The organism is Actinomadura logoneensis (genome assembly GCF_003428695.1).
Taxonomy (GTDB): Bacteria; Actinomycetota; Actinomycetes; order Streptosporangiales; family Streptosporangiaceae; genus Spirillospora; species Spirillospora logoneensis.
Genome location: NZ_QURH01000123.1, coordinates 1 through 15,126, shown reverse-complemented (window position 1 = coordinate 15,126; position 15,126 = coordinate 1). Strand labels below are relative to the sequence as shown.

Here is a 15,126-nt window from a genome sequence, read left to right as displayed (position 1 = left end):
GCGCGGACCGTCGTCGCGGCGCGCGGACGGCGCGTCCGGTCCGGGCTGGGCGCGCTGGTGCGGCTGCTGCCGGACCGCCCGCGCTCCCTGGTGATCGGCGTCGCCGGGGCGGTGTCGGTGCTGCTCGGCGCGGGCGCGGTGCTGGTCGGCGCGTCCCTGGCGGTGCACACGGGGGAGGCGGCCCGCCAGTACGACCTGCTGGCCCCCGGCCTCGTGGGCGGCGCGCTGCTCGTCCTGGTGCAGCTCGCGTTCCTGCCGAACGCGGTGATCTGGGGGATGGCCTACGCGATCGGCCCCGGCTTCGCGGTCGGCTCCGGGACGAGCGTGGCCGCCACGGGCGTCCTGCTGGACGTGGTGCCGGTGTTCCCGCCGCTCGCGGCGCTGCCGCAACCGGGCCCCGCGCCCGTCCCGTCGCTGGTGGCGCTCGCCGCGCCGTTCCTCGCGGGGGCGGTCGGCGGGGTCCTGACCGTCCGGGCGATGCCGAGCACGGCGTCGGAGACCGCGCCGCTGTGGGGCTTCGCCTCGGGCGCGCTGACCGGCGTGGTGACCGCCGTCCTCGCGGCGCTGTCGGGCGGCCCGCTCGGCGGCGCCCGGCTGGCGACCGTCGGTCCGTCCTGGTGGCAGGTGGGGCTGCTGGCCGCGCTGGAGGTGGGGATCTCCGCCGCCATCGCCGCCTGGCTGGCCAACTGGCGCATCCTCCGCCGCGCCGACGCCCCGGAAGCTCCGGACGATTCCAGCGCCGAGGCGGTGGCACGGCCCGCCGCTCCGAAGGAGAACCGGCGCGCCCGGCGCCGCCGCGCGGACGCCGAGAGGAGCGAGGCCGGAGTCGTCCCACCCTCGGCCGCCGAAGAGACGACGCGGGACGCCCGACCCGTCCGCGAGACGCCCGCCGCGCCGCCCGCCGAGCCCGTCCCGGCGCCGGAACCCGAACCGCCCGCGTCGCCGTACGCCGCCGCGCTGGAGTTCGAGGAGGCCGAACCCGTCCTCGCCCCGCGCCGTCCGGCCAGGTCACGGACCCGCGTCGAGGACGATCCGGCCGACCTCCTCGACGAGCCGACCCCGGCCCCCACCCCAGCTCCGGCTCCGGCGAAGGCTCCGGCCGCCGAGCCGCCCGCCGAACGCGAGAACGAGCCGGAAATCACACCAGAACCCGAGCCCGAGCCCGAACCCCCGGCGGCGGAGACGGACGTTCCCCGCCCGCGCCACGACGAGCCGGAGCGCACCGAGACCCGCGGCGGCGCGATCTACATCCTGCGCGACGACCCCCGCGACAACGCCTGACCGGCCGCGGACAGGGCGGCCGGAAGCGGAACGGGCCGGAGCCGCGAGTGCGGTTCCGGCCCGTCCGGGCGTTCGAGGCGGTCTGAGCGCTTCAGAGCGGTCAGAGCGGTCAGGTCAGAGCATGCCCTTGAGCGGGTCGAGGTCCGACGTGCGGACGTGCAGCTTGCGGGCGATCTCCGGGAGCCACTTGTCCTCGCACGCCTGGCGGTCGGTCTGCGTGTTGGCCGTGGACTTGCAGTTCTCCAGGCCGCTGACCTCGGGCCACAGGTAGACGGCGAAGCCCAGCATCAGGACGCCGAGGACCACCGACAGCGCCCCGCTGACCATGCCGCCGGTCAGCCCGGGCAGCGGGCGCGGACGTTCCGCGGACAGCCGCCGGGCGCGGGTGCCGACGACCAGCGCGGCGATCCCCAGCACCAGGCCGAACGGCCAGAAGAACAGGGTGATCACCAGGGAGCCGACACCGAGCCACAGCGCCCGCCGGGCGGCCTGCTCGGCGGCGCCGGGCGGGACGGGGCCGCCCGGGGCCGGATCCTGGGGCTCGGAGGGCCGCCACGGGTCCTGGCCGGTCGACTGGCCGGACGTCCCCGGCTGCTCGTTCACTTCTCGTCCCCCCGCTGGCGTGGTGTGGATCGTCTGGCGTGGTGTGGACCGGCCCGGAGCGGGAGTCCACGGAGGCTCACCGCGGCGCCGGTTCAGGTGCGCCGAGCAGGGCCGATAGGCTTTGGCTCGCCCGGTCCGCCCCGACGTCACCGCTGAGGAGTCATGGTGTCCGCCCGGCTCGTCGTCCTCGTCTCCGGCGCGGGGACCAACCTACAGGCGCTCCTCGAGGCGTGCGCAGATCCAGCCTACGGGGCGTCCGTCGTTGCTGTGGGCGCCGACCGGGACGCGATCGCCGGCCTCACCCGCGCGCGGGAGGCGGGCCTGCCCACCTTCACCGTCAGGATCCCCGACTTCCCCGACCGCGCGGCCTGGGACGCGGCGCTCGCCGACGCCGTCGCGGCGCACGAGCCCGACCTGGTGGTCTCGGCGGGGTTCATGAAGATCCTCGGCCCGGCGTTCCTGGCCCGGTTCGGCGGCCGGACGGTCAACACCCACCCGGCGCTGCTGCCCGCCTTCCCCGGCGCCCACGCCGTCCGGGACGCCCTGGCCTACGGCGTCCGGGTGACGGGCTGTACCGTGCACTTCGTCGACGAAGGCGTGGACACCGGACCCGTGATCGCCCAGGAGGCCGTCCAGGTGCTCCGGCACGACGACGAGGACTCCCTGCACGAGCGCATCAAGCAGGTGGAGCGCCGCCTCCTGGTGGACGTCGTCGGCCGGCTCGCCCGCGACGGATGGACCACCGAGGGCAGACGGGTCGCCATGAAGTGCGGGACCTGCAACACGTCCGCTGACGATGGAGGGGAGCTCGGCCGGTGAGTCGGGTGGCTATCAGGCGCGCGCTGATCAGCGTGTACGACAAGACGGGGCTGGAGCAGCTGGCCAAGGGGCTGCACGAGGCGGGGGTGGAGATCGTCTCGACCGGCTCCACGGCCGGGCGGATCGCCGCGGCGGGCGTCCCGGTGATGAAGGTGGAGAAGCTCACCGGGTTCCCCGAGTGCCTGGACGGGCGGGTCAAGACGCTGCACCCGAAGGTGCACGCGGGCCTGCTCGCCGACCGGCGCAAGGACGACCACCTCCAGCAGCTCGACGACCTGCACGTGGAGCCGTTCGACCTCGCGGTGGTGAACCTCTACCCGTTCTCCGACACCGTGGCGTCCGGGGCGAAGCCGGACGAGTGCGTCGAGCAGATCGACATCGGCGGCCCGACCATGGTCCGCGCCGCCGCCAAGAACCACGCCAGCGTCGCCGTCGTCGTGTCGCCCGAGCGGTACGGCGAGGTGCTGGAGGCGGTCAGGGCGGGCGGCTTCACGCTGGAGGAGCGCCGCCGCCTCGCCGCGCAGGCGTTCTCGCACACCGCGGCCTACGACGTGGCCGTGGCGTCCTGGTTCGCCTCGTCCTACGCGCCGGACGCCGACGCCGCCGAGACCGGCTGGCCGGACTTCACCGGCGCGACGTGGGAGCGCAAGAACCCGCTGCGGTACGGGGAGAACCCGCACCAGAAGGCCGCGCTCTACACCGACCCCGGCGCCCGGGGCGGCCTGGCGAACGCGGAGCAGCTGTACGGCAAGGAGATGTCGTACAACAACTACGTCGACACCGACGCCGCGCACCGCGCCGCCTACGACTTCGACGAGCCGTGCGTCGCGATCATCAAGCACGCCAACCCGTGCGGCATCGCGGTCGGCGCGGACGTCGCCGAGGCGCACCGCAAGGCCCTGGAGTGCGACCCGACGTCGGCCTACGGCGGCGTGATCGCCGCGAACCGGCCGGTCAGCGCGGCGATGGCGCGGCAGATCACCGGCAGTTACGCCGAGGTCGTCGTCGCGCCGTCGTTCGAGGACGAGGCCGTCACGGTCCTCACCGAGCGGTTCAAGAACGTCCGGCTGCTGGTCTGCCCGCAGGGCCCGGCGAACCCGACCGAGTCGCGCCGGATCGACGGCGGCCTGCTGGTGCAGACCGTCGACCGGGTGGACGCGGACGGTGACGACCCGGCGAACTGGGAGCTCAAGACGGGCGCCCCGGCCGACGAGGCGACCCTGCGCGACCTGGCGTTCGCCTGGAAGGCGTGCCGTCCGGTCAAGTCCAACGCGATCCTGCTCGCCCGGGACGGCGCGACCGTCGGCGTCGGGATGGGGCAGGTCAACCGGGTCGACTCGGCGCGGCTGGCGGTCGCGCGGGCGGGGGAGGAGCGCGCCCGGGGCGCGGTCGCCGCGTCCGACGCGTTCTTCCCGTTCCCGGACGGCCTGGAGATCCTCATCGAGGCCGGCGTCACGGCGGTCGTCCAGCCGGGCGGTTCGATCCGGGACGAGCAGGCGATCGAGACGGCCGAGAAGGCCGGGATCACCATGTACTTCACCGGAGTCCGGCACTTCTTCCACTGACCGGCGCGGCGCCGGTCCGCCGACCGGCGCCGACCCCGCCGTTCCCCGTGCGGGACCTGGACGGAGCGGACCCTGGTGGCCTTGAGGCCGCCGGGGTCCTTTCCCATGTTGGCAAGTTTTACTTTCGAGGTCGTTTAATCTCGGTCTTGGCCGCGTCGTTTTACGCATCCCTGGCCTTCACGCGGCCCTCTCATGGGAGTACCGCGTATGGAATACCTGGTCAGCCTCTTCCTCGGCTCCGTCCTCCAGGCCCCGGTCCTGATCACCGAATCCCGGCAGGTCGTCGGCCTGATCGCCGCCGCCCTCGCGGCGATGCTCGCCGCCCGCCTCGGCTGGCACGGCACCGACCGCCTCATCGCCTGGCGCGGACGGACCGACCAGGACTGACCCCGCGTTCCCCTGAGCCCCGTCCCCGTCCCCGTCCCCGGCCGGGACAGACCTGGGTCGGGGACGGGTCAGCGGAGCCGCGCGCGGAGCGCCGCGGCGGCCTCCGGCCACTCGGTGTCGATCATCGCGTAGACGGCGGTGTCGCGGAACGTGCCGTCCGGGCGGAGGCGGTGCTTGCGGTGGAATCCCTCGAAGGACGCCCCGAGCCGCTGGATCGCCGCGCGTGACCGCTCGTTCAGCCGGTCGGTGTGCCAGCCCACCCGCACCGCGCCCAGGTCGTCGAACGCCCGCTCGAGAAGCAGCAGCTTGGACTCGGTGTTGAAGCCCGTCCGCTGCCAGCGGGACCCGATCCAGGTGTGGCCGATGTACAGGTTCCGGCTCGCCGGGGCGATCTCGTAGTAGGAGGTCGTCCCCGCGACCTCTCCCGTGGCCGCGTCGATCTGGACCCACGGCACCCGCTCCCGCCGCTCGAAGGCGGCCAGCGCGTCCGCGACGAAGGCCCGCATCCCGGCGAGGTCGGCGGGCTGCCGCGTGCCGAGCCACCGCCACACGTCCGCGTCCTTGCCCGCCTCGAGAAGCCCCTCGGCGTGCTCCTGCGACAGTGGCTCCAGCCGGACGTAGCGGCCGGTCAGGACGGGGCGTTCGTACCAGGCGTCGTTCATGCCACCCGACGTTAGGCGCGGAAACGGACATCCGAAACGGCCACTTGCCGCCGATTCCGAGGAACCACTCCGCCTCCAACGGACGGACGCCCCCATGGACGAGCGGGGCCGAGCGGGGGGCCGGGCGGGGCCGGGCAGGGACGAAGGGCAACGTTCCGTCCGCGAACCGCCCGGTAGCATGGGCCGGACGCGACTGGCGCAGTCAAGGTGGATTCGACCACCGGGGAGCGAAGACGGTCCGGACACCGCGCGCCTGGGTGGACGGAGTCGCAGACCGGGGCCGCCCTGCGCGGGCTCCGGCGAGATCCGCTCGGAGGGACCCATGACCGCGAAGATCCTGGACGGCAAGGCGACGGCGGCGGAGATCCGCGCCGACCTGACCGGGCGCGTGGCGGCGCTCAAGGAGCGCGGGATCGGCGTCGGGCTCGGCACCGTCCTGGTGGGGGACGACCCGGGCAGCCACGCCTACGTCAACATGAAGCACCGCGACTGCGCCGAGGTCGGCATCGAGTCGATCCGCCGCGACCTGCCCGCGACCGCCACGCAGGACGAGGTGGAGCAGGCCGTCCGCGAGCTGAACGAGGACCCGGCCTGCACCGGCTACATCGTGCAGCTCCCGCTGCCCAAGGGCCTGGACGAGTTCCGGGTGCTGGAGCTGATCGACCCCGCCAAGGACGCCGACGGCCTCGCCCCGATCAGCCTCGGCCGCCTCACCCTCATGCAGCCCGGCTCGCTGCCCTGCACGCCCAAGGGGATCGTGGAGCTGCTGCGCCGCTTCGACGTGCCGATCGCGGGCGCGGAGGTCGTGGTCGTCGGCCGCGGCATCACCGTCGGGCGCTCGCTCGGCCTGCTGCTGACCCGGCGCACCGAGAACGCGACCGTCACGCTCTGCCACACCGGCACCCGCGACCTGGCCGCGCACACCCGGAACGCCGACATCATCGTCGCGGCGGCCGGGGTCCCCGGGCTGATCACCGCCGACATGGTCAAGCCGGGCGCGGCCGTCCTGGACGTGGGCGTCTCCCGGGTGGACGGCAAGCTCGCCGGCGACGTCGCCGACGACGTCCGCGAGACGGCGGGCTGGGTGGCCCCCAATCCGGGCGGCGTCGGCCCGATGACCCGCGCGATGCTGCTCGCCAACGTCGTGGAGCTCGCCGAGACGAACGCCCGCTCCTGAGGCGTCGTCCCGCCGTTCTCCAAGGCCGTCCGCTCCTCACTCCCGGCCTTAGCCCGGGGTGGAGTTCTCGGAGCTGATGGGTGGCGGTCCCGCCGGGGCCGGATCGGCCCCGGCGGGGGGAAGCACGGTCGCTCCATGCTGCGCTGCCTCTTCTGGAGCGACCGCGGGTCGTGCGGCGCAGAACGACCCGTGCGGCACGGGACGGCCCGTCCGGCGCGACGGAACGGCCGGCGCGACCGCGTGGGGACGGCCCGTGCGACGCGACGGAACGGCCCGTGCGGCGCGCGTCAGCTCGCTCTTCGCGCCGCCGCGCTGTGGCGGCCGGGGCCGCCGTTCAGTGGGTGGCCGTGCGTCGCGCCCTGCGGCGCGGGACGCCGGATCTCACCGGTGGCCCGGGCGTCCACGGGCGGGCGGCCCTGCTGCGGGACGTGCACCGGCGGCAGCGGCCGGACGAGCCCCATGGCGATCACCTCGTTGGCCAGCCGGGTGCGCCGGTTGGCGCCCTCGGGGATGCGGAACTTCTGGTAGAGCCGCAGCAGGTGCTGCTTGACGGCGGCCTCCGTCACCACCAGGTCGGCGGCGATCTCGCGGGCGGTGGCCGGAGCGACGAACGCCTCGTCCGACAGGGCGGGGCGGCACAGCGAGGTCAGCACGTCGACCTCGCGGCGGGTGAGCTCGGGAGCCACGGCGCGCCGCAGCTCGACGTCGGGATCGACCTCCTCGCGGGGGATGCCCCCCATCCGGCAGCGCGCCGTGCCGAAGCTCACGACGTCACCGTCCTCCAGGACACGGCGCGCGATCGGGCGGCCGTTGACACGGGTCCCGTTGCGGGAAAGCCCCATGTCGACGACGTACACGTACGGGCCGCGCCGAATGATCTCTGCGTGCAAACGGGACACACTCGGGTCGTCGAGGCGGATGTCGACTCCTCGCCCTCGGCCGACCGTCGTTACGTCGGGGCGCAGCGGCATCACCAGTCCGCTGTCCTCGATCCGCATGAACGGCCCCTCCACGGCAGTCCTCCCAGCTAGTTAGCGACCCCTGTCTGCCGGGTTACCCGTGCCGGTGATCGTCACACCCTCCTACCGGTGAGTAGGGCCGATGGCGCAGGGGTTTCCGTGTTCTCCGGTTTTCGTCGTAAAACGGGCTTGACGGGCGTTATATGGCTGTCAAGAAGCCTCCGGGACGCGTGTTCGATAGCGCCGGGGCATCCCCTCCGGGACGACCGGCCGTCGTGTCACCGGTGGTTCGGCGCTACGGTGGAGGATGGGATTCCGGCTCCTCCCGGCGCGCCCGGCGGCTCGACGGCCGCGGACGCGCCGCGCGGATGCTCCGGGACCCGACCGGACCGGCTGACGAGGGGCTCTTCGGCATGAGCACGCAACTGCATCGGCGACGGCGCACGCCGCGTGGCGGCGGCGTCGGCCCCAACTGGCTCGGCCAGCTTCCGTACCTGATCGTGCTGTCCGGCGTCGCCGGCGGCCTCGTGCTGTGCGCGCTGCACTACTTCCGCAAGGGCTCCGGCCTGCTCGCCGCCGCCGTCCTGCTGGGGGCGCTCGCCCGGCTGGTGCTGCCGCCGAGCCAGGTCGGGATGCTGGAGACCCGCAAGCGCTGGCTGGACGTCACCATCATGGCGGGCTTCGCGGTGGCCATCGCCGGCACCGCCCTGGTCGTCCCGCGCTGACTCGCCGGGGGCTCTCAGCGGCCTTCGACGGTGACCCCGCGCCACTGTCCCAACACGTTCCGCCACCACTGAATTTTCCGGCGTTCTCCCAGGTCAACAAGGGTGCCCGAAGGCTGCGCACGGGCCGCCGCGTGGTCTACACCAGCAGTCGTCCGGAAGGGGTTTGAACACCAGATATCTTGATATCGAGCAATGATGCTATGAAAGAGGGAGTGTCCGGGTGACAGACTCGACGATCATCTACACGCACACCGACGAGGCTCCGCTCCTGGCGACCTATTCGTTCCTGCCCATCATCGAGGCGTACGCCTCGACCGCCGGGGTCGGCGTCGAGACCCGCGACATCTCCCTCGCGGGGCGGATCATCGCGGTGTTCCCGGAGTACCTGCAGGAGGGGCAGCGCGTCGGCGACGCGCTCGCCGAGCTCGGCGACCTCGCCGAGACCCCCGGGGCCAACATCATCAAGCTGCCGAACATCTCGGCGTCCATCCCGCAGCTCAAGGCCGCCATCGCCGAGCTGCGCGAGCAGGGCTACGCGCTGCCGGACTACCCCGACGACCCGAAGACCGACGAGGAGCGCGACATCCGCGCCCGCTACGACAAGGTCAAGGGCAGCGCCGTGAACCCGGTGCTCCGCCAGGGCAACTCCGACCGCCGTGCCCCCGCGGCCGTGAAGCAGTACGCGCGCACGCACCCGCACCGCATGGGCGCCTGGACGGCCGACTCCAAGACCAACGTGGCGACCATGGGCGCCGACGACTTCCGGAGCACCGAGACGTCCGCAGTCATCCCGGCCGACGGCAAGCTGCGCATCGAGCTGGCGGGCGCGGACGGCGCCACCACCGTGCTGCGCGAGTCGGTCCCGGTGCTGGCCGGCGAGGTCGTCGACGCGTCGGTGATGCGAGTATCGGCGCTGCGCGAGTTCCTGGCCGCGCAGATCGCCCGTGCCAAGGCCGAGGGCGTGCTGTTCTCCGTCCACCTGAAGGCCACGATGATGAAGGTCTCCGACCCGATCATCTTCGGCCACGTGGTGAAGGCGTTCTTCCCGCGCACGTTCGAGGCCCACGGCGAGGCGCTGGCCAAGGCCGGGCTGTCCCCGAACGACGGCCTCGGCGCCATCCTGTCCGGGCTGGACAAGCTGCCCGAGGGCGCGGAGATCAAGGCGTCCTTCGAGGCCGAGATGGCCGAGGGGCCGGAGCTGGCCATGGTCGACTCCGACCGCGGCATCACCAACCTGCACGTCCCGAGCGACGTCATCGTGGACGCCTCCATGCCCGCGATGATCCGCACCTCCGGCCACATGTGGGGCCCGGACGGCGAGGAGCACGACACCCTCGCGGTCATCCCCGACTCCAGCTACTCCGGCGTCTACCAGGCCGTCATCGACGACTGCCGGGCCAACGGCGCCTACGACCCGGCCACCATGGGCTCGGTGCCGAACGTCGGCCTGATGGCGCAGAAGGCCGAGGAGTACGGCAGCCACGACAAGACCTTCGAGATCCCGGCCGACGGCACCGTCCGCGTCGTGGACGAGCAGGGCTCGGTCGTGCTGGAGCAGCCGGTCTCCGCCGGCGACGTCTTCCGCATGTGCCAGACCAAGGACCTGCCGATCCGCGACTGGGTCAAGCTGGCCGTCACCCGCGCCCGCCTGTCCGGCGACCCGGCCGTGTTCTGGCTGGACGCCGACCGCGCGCACGACGCCGTCCTGATCGAGAAGGTCGAGAAGTACCTCACCGAGCACGACACCGACGGCCTCCGGATCGAGATCATGGCCCCGGTCGAGGCGGCGAAGTTCTCCCTGGAGCGCATCCGCCGCGGCGAGAACACCATCTCGGTCACCGGCAACGTCCTGCGCGACTACCTGACCGACCTGTTCCCGATCCTGGAGCTGGGCACCAGCGCCAAGATGCTGTCGGTCGTCCCGCTGATGGCGGGCGGCGGCCTGTTCGAGACCGGCGCGGGCGGCTCGGCCCCCAAGCACGTCCAGCAGCTCGTCAAGGAGAACTACCTCCGCTGGGACAGCCTCGGCGAGTTCTTCGCGCTGGCCGCGAGCTTCGAGCACCTGGCCCGGACGACCGGGAACGCGCGGGCGCAGATCCTCGCCGACACGCTCGACCGCGCCACCGCCGAGTTCCTGAACGAGAACAAGTCCCCGACCCGGCGGCTCGGCGGCATCGACAACCGCGGAAGCCACTTCTACCTGGCCCTGTACTGGGCCCGTGAACTGGCGAACCAGACCGAGGACGCCGAGCTGGCGACCGCGTTCGGCCCGCTCGCCGAGAAGCTGGGCGAGCAGGAGCAGACCATCGTGGACGAGCTGCTCGCCGTCCAGGGCTCCCCGGTCGACCTCGGCGGCTACTACCGTCCGGACCCGGCCAAGGCCGCGGCCGTGATGCGTCCGTCCGCCACGTTCAACCGCGCCCTGGAGACGCTCGCCTGAGCCCGTCCACCGCGGACGCGCGGCGCGGAACGAGATGGTTCGGTGTAGGAACGATCTCCTCCGTCCGCGAGGGGGCCGCCCGCCGGGACACCCCGGCCGGGCGGCCCTCGCCCTTCCCGCCGGGGCGTAAGCGCGTCTCGGCAGGGGTGAGCGTGTCTCGCCAGGGCGTGAGTACGCGTGCCGGGCGGTGTGTGAGCAGACAGTCATGCCAGGTGCGGCCCTGGAGGACGGCGCGGGGGAGCGCGAGGTATAGCCTGGCTGGCGGATATCTCGACGGCGAGAGATCCCCTGGAAAGGCCGCCTGAGCCCCGTCAGCAGGAGATGAAGAAGGCTATGACGCGCACGCCAGTTTCCGTCACCGTCACCGGAGCCGCGGGCCAGATCGGCTACGCGCTGCTGTTCCGCATCGCGTCCGGGCACCTGCTCGGCGCGGACGTACCGGTCAAGCTGCGGCTGCTGGAGATCCCGCAGGCCGTGAAGGCCGCCGAGGGCACCGCCATGGAGCTGGACGACTGCGCGTTCCCGCTGCTGTCCGGCATCGACATCTTCGACGACGCCACCAAGGCGTTCGAGGGCGCCAACGTCGCCCTGCTCGTCGGCGCCCGCCCCCGCACCAAGGGCATGGAGCGCGGCGACCTGCTGGAGGCCAACGGCGGCATCTTCCGCCCGCAGGGCGAGGCCATCAACGCGGGCGCGGCGGACGACATCAAGGTCCTGGTCGTCGGCAACCCGGCCAACACCAACGCGCTCATCGCGCAGCAGCACGCCCCGGACGTCCCGGCCGAGCGCTTCACCGCGATGACCCGCCTCGACCACAACCGCGCCCTCGCGCAGCTGTCGAAGAAGGCCGGCGTCTCGGTCTCCGACATCAAGAAGATGACGATCTGGGGCAACCACTCGGCGACCCAGTACCCCGACCTGTTCCACGCCGAGATCGGCGGCAAGTCGGCGGCCGAGGTCGTCGGCGACCAGCAGTGGCTGGAGAACGACTTCATCCCGACCGTCGCCAAGCGCGGCGCGGCGATCATCGAGGCGCGCGGCGCGTCCTCGGCCGCGTCCGCCGCGTCGGCCGCGATCGACCACGTCCACACCTGGGTCAACGGCACCGCCGAGGGCGACTGGACCTCCATGGCCGTCGTGTCGGACGGCTCGTACGGCGTGCCCGAGGGCCTGATCTCGTCCTTCCCGGTCACCACCAAGGACGGTGAGTGGGAGATCGTCCAGGGCCTGGAGATCGACGACTTCTCGCGCGGCCGCATCGACGCCTCGGTGCAGGAGCTCGCCGAGGAGCGCGACGCGGTCCGCAAGCTGGGCCTGATCTGAACCCGATCCCAGCCTGATCGGAGCGTCGACGGCGTCTGATCCGAGCGTGGCCTGCGCCTGAGCGCGCGGCTCCGACCCCGGGCCTTCGGGCCCGGGGTTTTCTCGTTTCCGCGAAAAAACCGCGCTGAGATTGTCGGTCGGGGGCGGCATGCTTGGCGCTAGGGTGCGTGGACGTGCCAAAACGGGCGAATCGGGAGGCTTTTCAGGTGGAGCAGGCGTTCCAGGTCGATCTGCGGGGCGTGGTCGACCTGCTGAGCAGACACCTGTACTCGAGCCCCCGGGTCTACCTGCGCGAACTGCTGCAGAACGCGGTCGACGCGGGCACCGCCCGCGCCGCCCTGGACGGGGCCTCCCCGGACGGGGCCTCCCCGGCGCGCCGCGCCCGGGTGCGGATCGAGACCGGCGGCGGGGCGCTGCGCGTCCACGACGACGGCATCGGCCTCACCGAGGACGAGGTGCACCGGCTGCTGGCCACGATCGGCCGCTCGTCCAAGCGCGACGAGCTCGGCTTCGCCCGGTCGGACTTCCTCGGCCAGTTCGGCATCGGCCTGCTGTCGGCGTTCCTGGTCGCGGACGAGATCGAGGTCGTGACCCGCTCGGCCCGCCCCGCCGACGGCGGCGGGCACCCGGCCGTCCGGTGGACCGGCCACGCGTCCGGCCACTACCGGGTCGAGCCCGCCGAGCGCGCCGAGCCCGGCACCACGGTCACGCTGCGCCCGCGGCCCGGCGCGTCCGACCTGATGGCCCCCGCGACGGTCGTCGACCTCGCGCGGACCTACGGCGGCCTGCTGCCCGTCGACCTGACCGTGGACGGCACGCCGATCACCGGCGACGGCCCGCCGTGGCGCGCCGCGTACCCCGATCCCGCCGGCCGCCGCCGGGCCCTCGACGCCTACTGCCGCGAGGTGTTCGGGTTCGAGCCGTTCGACGTCATCGACCTCCACGTCCCGGAGGCGGGCCTCGACGGCGTCGCGTTCGTCCTGCCGCAGGCCGTCCCGCCGACCGCGCGCGGCGCGCACCGCGTCTACCTGCGCCGCATGCTGCTCGCCGAGAACGTCGAGGGACTGCTGCCCGACTGGGCGTTCTTCGTCCGCTGCGTGGTGGACGCCGGGGAGCTGCGCCCGACCGCCGGTCGCGAGGCCCTGTTCGAGGACGAGCTGCTCGACGCCACCCGGCGGCAGCTCGGCGAGCGCGTCCGGCAGTGGCTCGTCGCGCTCGCCGAGACCGACCCGTCCCGGATGCGCGCGTTCCTGCGGCTGCACCAGCTCGGCGTGAAGGCGATGGCCCTGCACGACGACGACATGCTCCGCATCGTCGACCGCTGGCTGGAGTTCGAGACCTCCGCCGGGCCCATGACGCTGAACGAGTTCCGCCGCCGGCACCCCGACGCCCGCTACGTCACCGGCGTGGACGAGTTCCGCCGGCTGTCGGCCGTGTCGGGCGCGCAGGGCGTCGGGCTGGTCAACGGCGGCTACGTGCACGACACCGAGATCATCGAGCGGCTGCCCGCGATCGACCCCGACGCCCGGATGCGCCGCCTCGAACCGGCCGAGCTGACCACCCACTTCGGCGTCGTCGACCCCGACACCGAGCTGCGGCTGCGGCCGTTCCTGGCCGCCGCGCAGCGCGCCGTCGAACGGCTCGGCTGCGAGGTCGTGGTGCGCGACTTCGACCCGGTGTCGCTGCCCGCGCTGTACCTGACCAGCCGCGCCGCGCGGCACCGCGCCGAGCTGGAGGAGGCCCGCGAGCTGGCCGGCGACCTGTGGTCGGACGTGCTCGGCGCGCTCGGCGCGACGGCCCCGGCCGAGCGCCCGCAGCTCGTGCTGAACCACCGCAACCCGCTCGCCCGGCGGATCGCCGCGCTGACCGACGCCGACCTGGTGGAGGTGGCGGTGCAGGCCCTGTACGGGCAGGCGCTGCTGCTCGGCCACCATCCGCTGCGTCCGGCCGACAGCGCGGTGCTGAACCGCTCCTTCCTCGGCCTGCTCGACTGGGCCGTGCACACCCCCACCCCGGAGGCCGATCTGTGACCGCCGACGTCTACGAGCTGATGGCCCGCGCCGACGAGCTGCCCTACGGCGAGACCCGCACCCTCCTGGTCGAGGACGCGCTGCGCCGCGCCGAGGCCGCCGCCGACGCCGAGCTGGCCTTCCGGGTCCGGATGGCGCTGACCACGGCCTACCAGTACGGCGGCGAGCCCGCCAAGGCGTTCACCACCTTCAGCCGCTGCCTGGCCGAGCACGACCGCGATCCCGCCCGGCACGACGCCGAGCACCGGCTGCTGTGGCAGATGAAGTGGATCGTCAACTCGCTGACGCTGTTCCCGGAGATCCCGCTCGACCGCACCCGCGCCGTCCTGGACGACATGGAGCGGCGGTACCGGCTCGGCGGGCACAGCCTCCAGGCCGTCCACCACTACCGGCACGCCGTCGCGCAGCACATCGGCGACGTCGAGGCCGCCGACGAGCTGTTCGCCAGGTGGCGGGCCGCCGAGCGCGACGCCCTGTCGGACTGCGAGGGCTGCGACCCGTCCGGACTGGCCGACCACCTGGCCGACCGCGGCCGGTACGAGGACGCGCTCGCCGTCGCCGCGCCGGTGCTGAACGCCGAGCTGAACTGCACCGAGCAGCCGCAGGACATGCTCACCACCCTGCTGCCGGTCTACCTGCGCACCGGCCGGCTCGCCGAGGCGCGCGACGCGCACCGCCGCGCCTACCGGCTGCTCCGGCCGAACCTCGCCGATCTGAGCCACATCTCCGAGCACGTGTGGTTCTGCGCCGTCACCGGGAACGAGCCGCGCGGCCTGGAGATCGTGCAGCGGCACCTCGGCTGGCTCGACCGCGCGCCCAGCCCGTACGCGGCCATGCGGTTCGCCGCGTCCGCGGCGCTGCTGCTGCGCCGGCTGGCGGACCTCGGCGCGGACGGGCTGACCGTCCGGCGGCCGGCGTCCGGCGACCGTCCGGCCGAGGACGTCGCGCTGCCCGACCTGCGAACCGAGCTGGAGCGCCTGGCGCTCGGCATCGCCGCCCGGTTCGACGCCCGCAACGGGACGTCCCGGCAGGGCGACGCCGTCCGCGCGACCCTGGCCGCCGAGCCGCTGGTGGACCACCTGCCCCTGACCGAGCACGCCCGCGCCGCCGCCGCGCCGCCGTCCCCGGCCCCGGAGGCCGCCGAGGCGCCCGGGG

Annotated in this window: 13 protein-coding genes and 1 riboswitch; of the genes, 10 read left to right on the top strand and 3 right to left on the bottom strand. The window is 73.4% G+C overall.

All coding sequences use genetic code 11. The features are described from left to right. On the top strand, positions 1-1,281 hold a 1,281-nt coding region (locus tag DZF91_RS40995; RefSeq protein ID WP_199486454.1), incomplete at its 5' end, for a cell division protein PerM. Positions 1,282-1,395: 114 nt separating this feature from the next. Here DZF91_RS40995 and DZF91_RS06765 read toward each other — a convergent pair. After that, on the bottom strand, positions 1,396-1,884 hold the full coding sequence (locus tag DZF91_RS06765) for a DUF4190 domain-containing protein (protein ID WP_117356630.1): 489 nt from the start codon (positions 1,882-1,884) through the stop codon (positions 1,396-1,398). A gap of 162 nt (positions 1,885-2,046) precedes the next feature. Between DZF91_RS06765 and purN the strand changes: the two genes are divergently transcribed. From purN to DZF91_RS06750, 3 genes are all read left to right on the top strand, one after another. Next, the gene (gene purN, locus DZF91_RS06760) at positions 2,047-2,703 is read left to right on the top strand and encodes a phosphoribosylglycinamide formyltransferase (protein ID WP_117356629.1); all 657 of its coding nucleotides are present in this window, start codon (positions 2,047-2,049) and stop codon (positions 2,701-2,703) included. Further along, positions 2,700-4,268 carry a bifunctional phosphoribosylaminoimidazolecarboxamide formyltransferase/IMP cyclohydrolase gene (purH, locus tag DZF91_RS06755; RefSeq protein WP_117356628.1) on the top strand — a complete coding sequence of 523 codons (1,569 nt, stop codon included), beginning with the start codon at positions 2,700-2,702 and terminating at the stop codon, positions 4,266-4,268. Before purN ends, purH begins: the two co-directional genes overlap by 4 nt. A 207-nt stretch (positions 4,269-4,475) precedes the next feature. Then, positions 4,476-4,655, top strand: a complete 180-nt coding sequence (locus DZF91_RS06750) for a hypothetical protein (protein WP_117356627.1) — start codon at positions 4,476-4,478, stop codon at positions 4,653-4,655. A 68-nt stretch (positions 4,656-4,723) separates the two neighbouring features. On the opposite strand, the gene DZF91_RS06745 is transcribed toward DZF91_RS06750, so the two are convergent. Continuing rightward, complete coding sequence (locus tag DZF91_RS06745; protein WP_117356626.1) at positions 4,724-5,317, bottom strand: GNAT family N-acetyltransferase; 594 nt, start codon at positions 5,315-5,317, stop codon at positions 4,724-4,726. Positions 5,318-5,498: 181 nt separating this feature from the next. Then, positions 5,499-5,583, top strand: a riboswitch (ZMP/ZTP riboswitch). A 56-nt stretch (positions 5,584-5,639) separates the two neighbouring features. On the opposite strand from DZF91_RS06745, the gene DZF91_RS06740 reads away from it, so the two are divergent. Further along, positions 5,640-6,494, top strand: a complete 855-nt coding sequence (locus tag DZF91_RS06740; protein WP_117356625.1) for a bifunctional methylenetetrahydrofolate dehydrogenase/methenyltetrahydrofolate cyclohydrolase — start codon at positions 5,640-5,642, stop codon at positions 6,492-6,494. A gap of 287 nt (positions 6,495-6,781) precedes the next feature. Here DZF91_RS06740 and DZF91_RS06735 read toward each other — a convergent pair whose 3' ends face one another. Continuing rightward, positions 6,782-7,507 carry an FHA domain-containing protein gene (locus tag DZF91_RS06735; RefSeq protein WP_117356624.1) on the bottom strand — a complete coding sequence of 242 codons (726 nt, stop codon included), beginning with the start codon at positions 7,505-7,507 and terminating at the stop codon, positions 6,782-6,784. Positions 7,508-7,866: 359 nt separating this feature from the next. On the opposite strand from DZF91_RS06735, the gene DZF91_RS06730 reads away from it, so the two are divergent. From DZF91_RS06730 to DZF91_RS06710, 5 genes are all read left to right on the top strand, one after another. Next, entirely contained in the window at positions 7,867-8,178 is a 312-nt protein-coding gene (locus tag DZF91_RS06730) for a DUF3017 domain-containing protein (RefSeq protein WP_026415533.1), read from the top strand. Between the two features lie 220 nt (positions 8,179-8,398). Then, positions 8,399-10,618: an NADP-dependent isocitrate dehydrogenase gene (locus DZF91_RS06725; protein WP_117356623.1), complete on the top strand. Its 2,220-nt coding sequence runs from the start codon at positions 8,399-8,401 to the stop codon at positions 10,616-10,618. Between the two features lie 333 nt (positions 10,619-10,951). Continuing rightward, positions 10,952-11,941, top strand: a complete 990-nt coding sequence (locus DZF91_RS06720; RefSeq protein WP_117356622.1) for a malate dehydrogenase — start codon at positions 10,952-10,954, stop codon at positions 11,939-11,941. 206 nt (positions 11,942-12,147) lie between these two features. After that, the gene (locus DZF91_RS06715) at positions 12,148-13,971 is read left to right on the top strand and encodes an HSP90 family protein (protein WP_117356621.1); all 1,824 of its coding nucleotides are present in this window, start codon (positions 12,148-12,150) and stop codon (positions 13,969-13,971) included. Next, on the top strand, positions 13,968-15,126 hold a 1,159-nt coding region (locus tag DZF91_RS06710; protein WP_235834130.1), incomplete at its 3' end, for a hypothetical protein. The genes DZF91_RS06715 and DZF91_RS06710, both read left to right, overlap by 4 nt.

Bases quoted from the DNA above. Each gene is read 5' to 3' on its own strand.
- DZF91_RS06730 (WP_026415533.1), top strand. From the start codon at position 7,867: ATGAGCACGCAACTGCATCGGCGACGGCGCACGCCGCGTGGCGGCGGC.
- DZF91_RS06745 (WP_117356626.1), bottom strand. From the start codon at position 5,317: ATGAACGACGCCTGGTACGAACGCCCCGTCCTGACCGGCCGCTACGTC.
- DZF91_RS06740 (WP_117356625.1), top strand. From the start codon at position 5,640: ATGACCGCGAAGATCCTGGACGGCAAGGCGACGGCGGCGGAGATCCGC.
- purN (WP_117356629.1), top strand. From the start codon at position 2,047: ATGGTGTCCGCCCGGCTCGTCGTCCTCGTCTCCGGCGCGGGGACCAAC.
- DZF91_RS06720 (WP_117356622.1), top strand. From the start codon at position 10,952: ATGACGCGCACGCCAGTTTCCGTCACCGTCACCGGAGCCGCGGGCCAG.
- DZF91_RS06750 (WP_117356627.1), top strand. From the start codon at position 4,476: ATGGAATACCTGGTCAGCCTCTTCCTCGGCTCCGTCCTCCAGGCCCCG.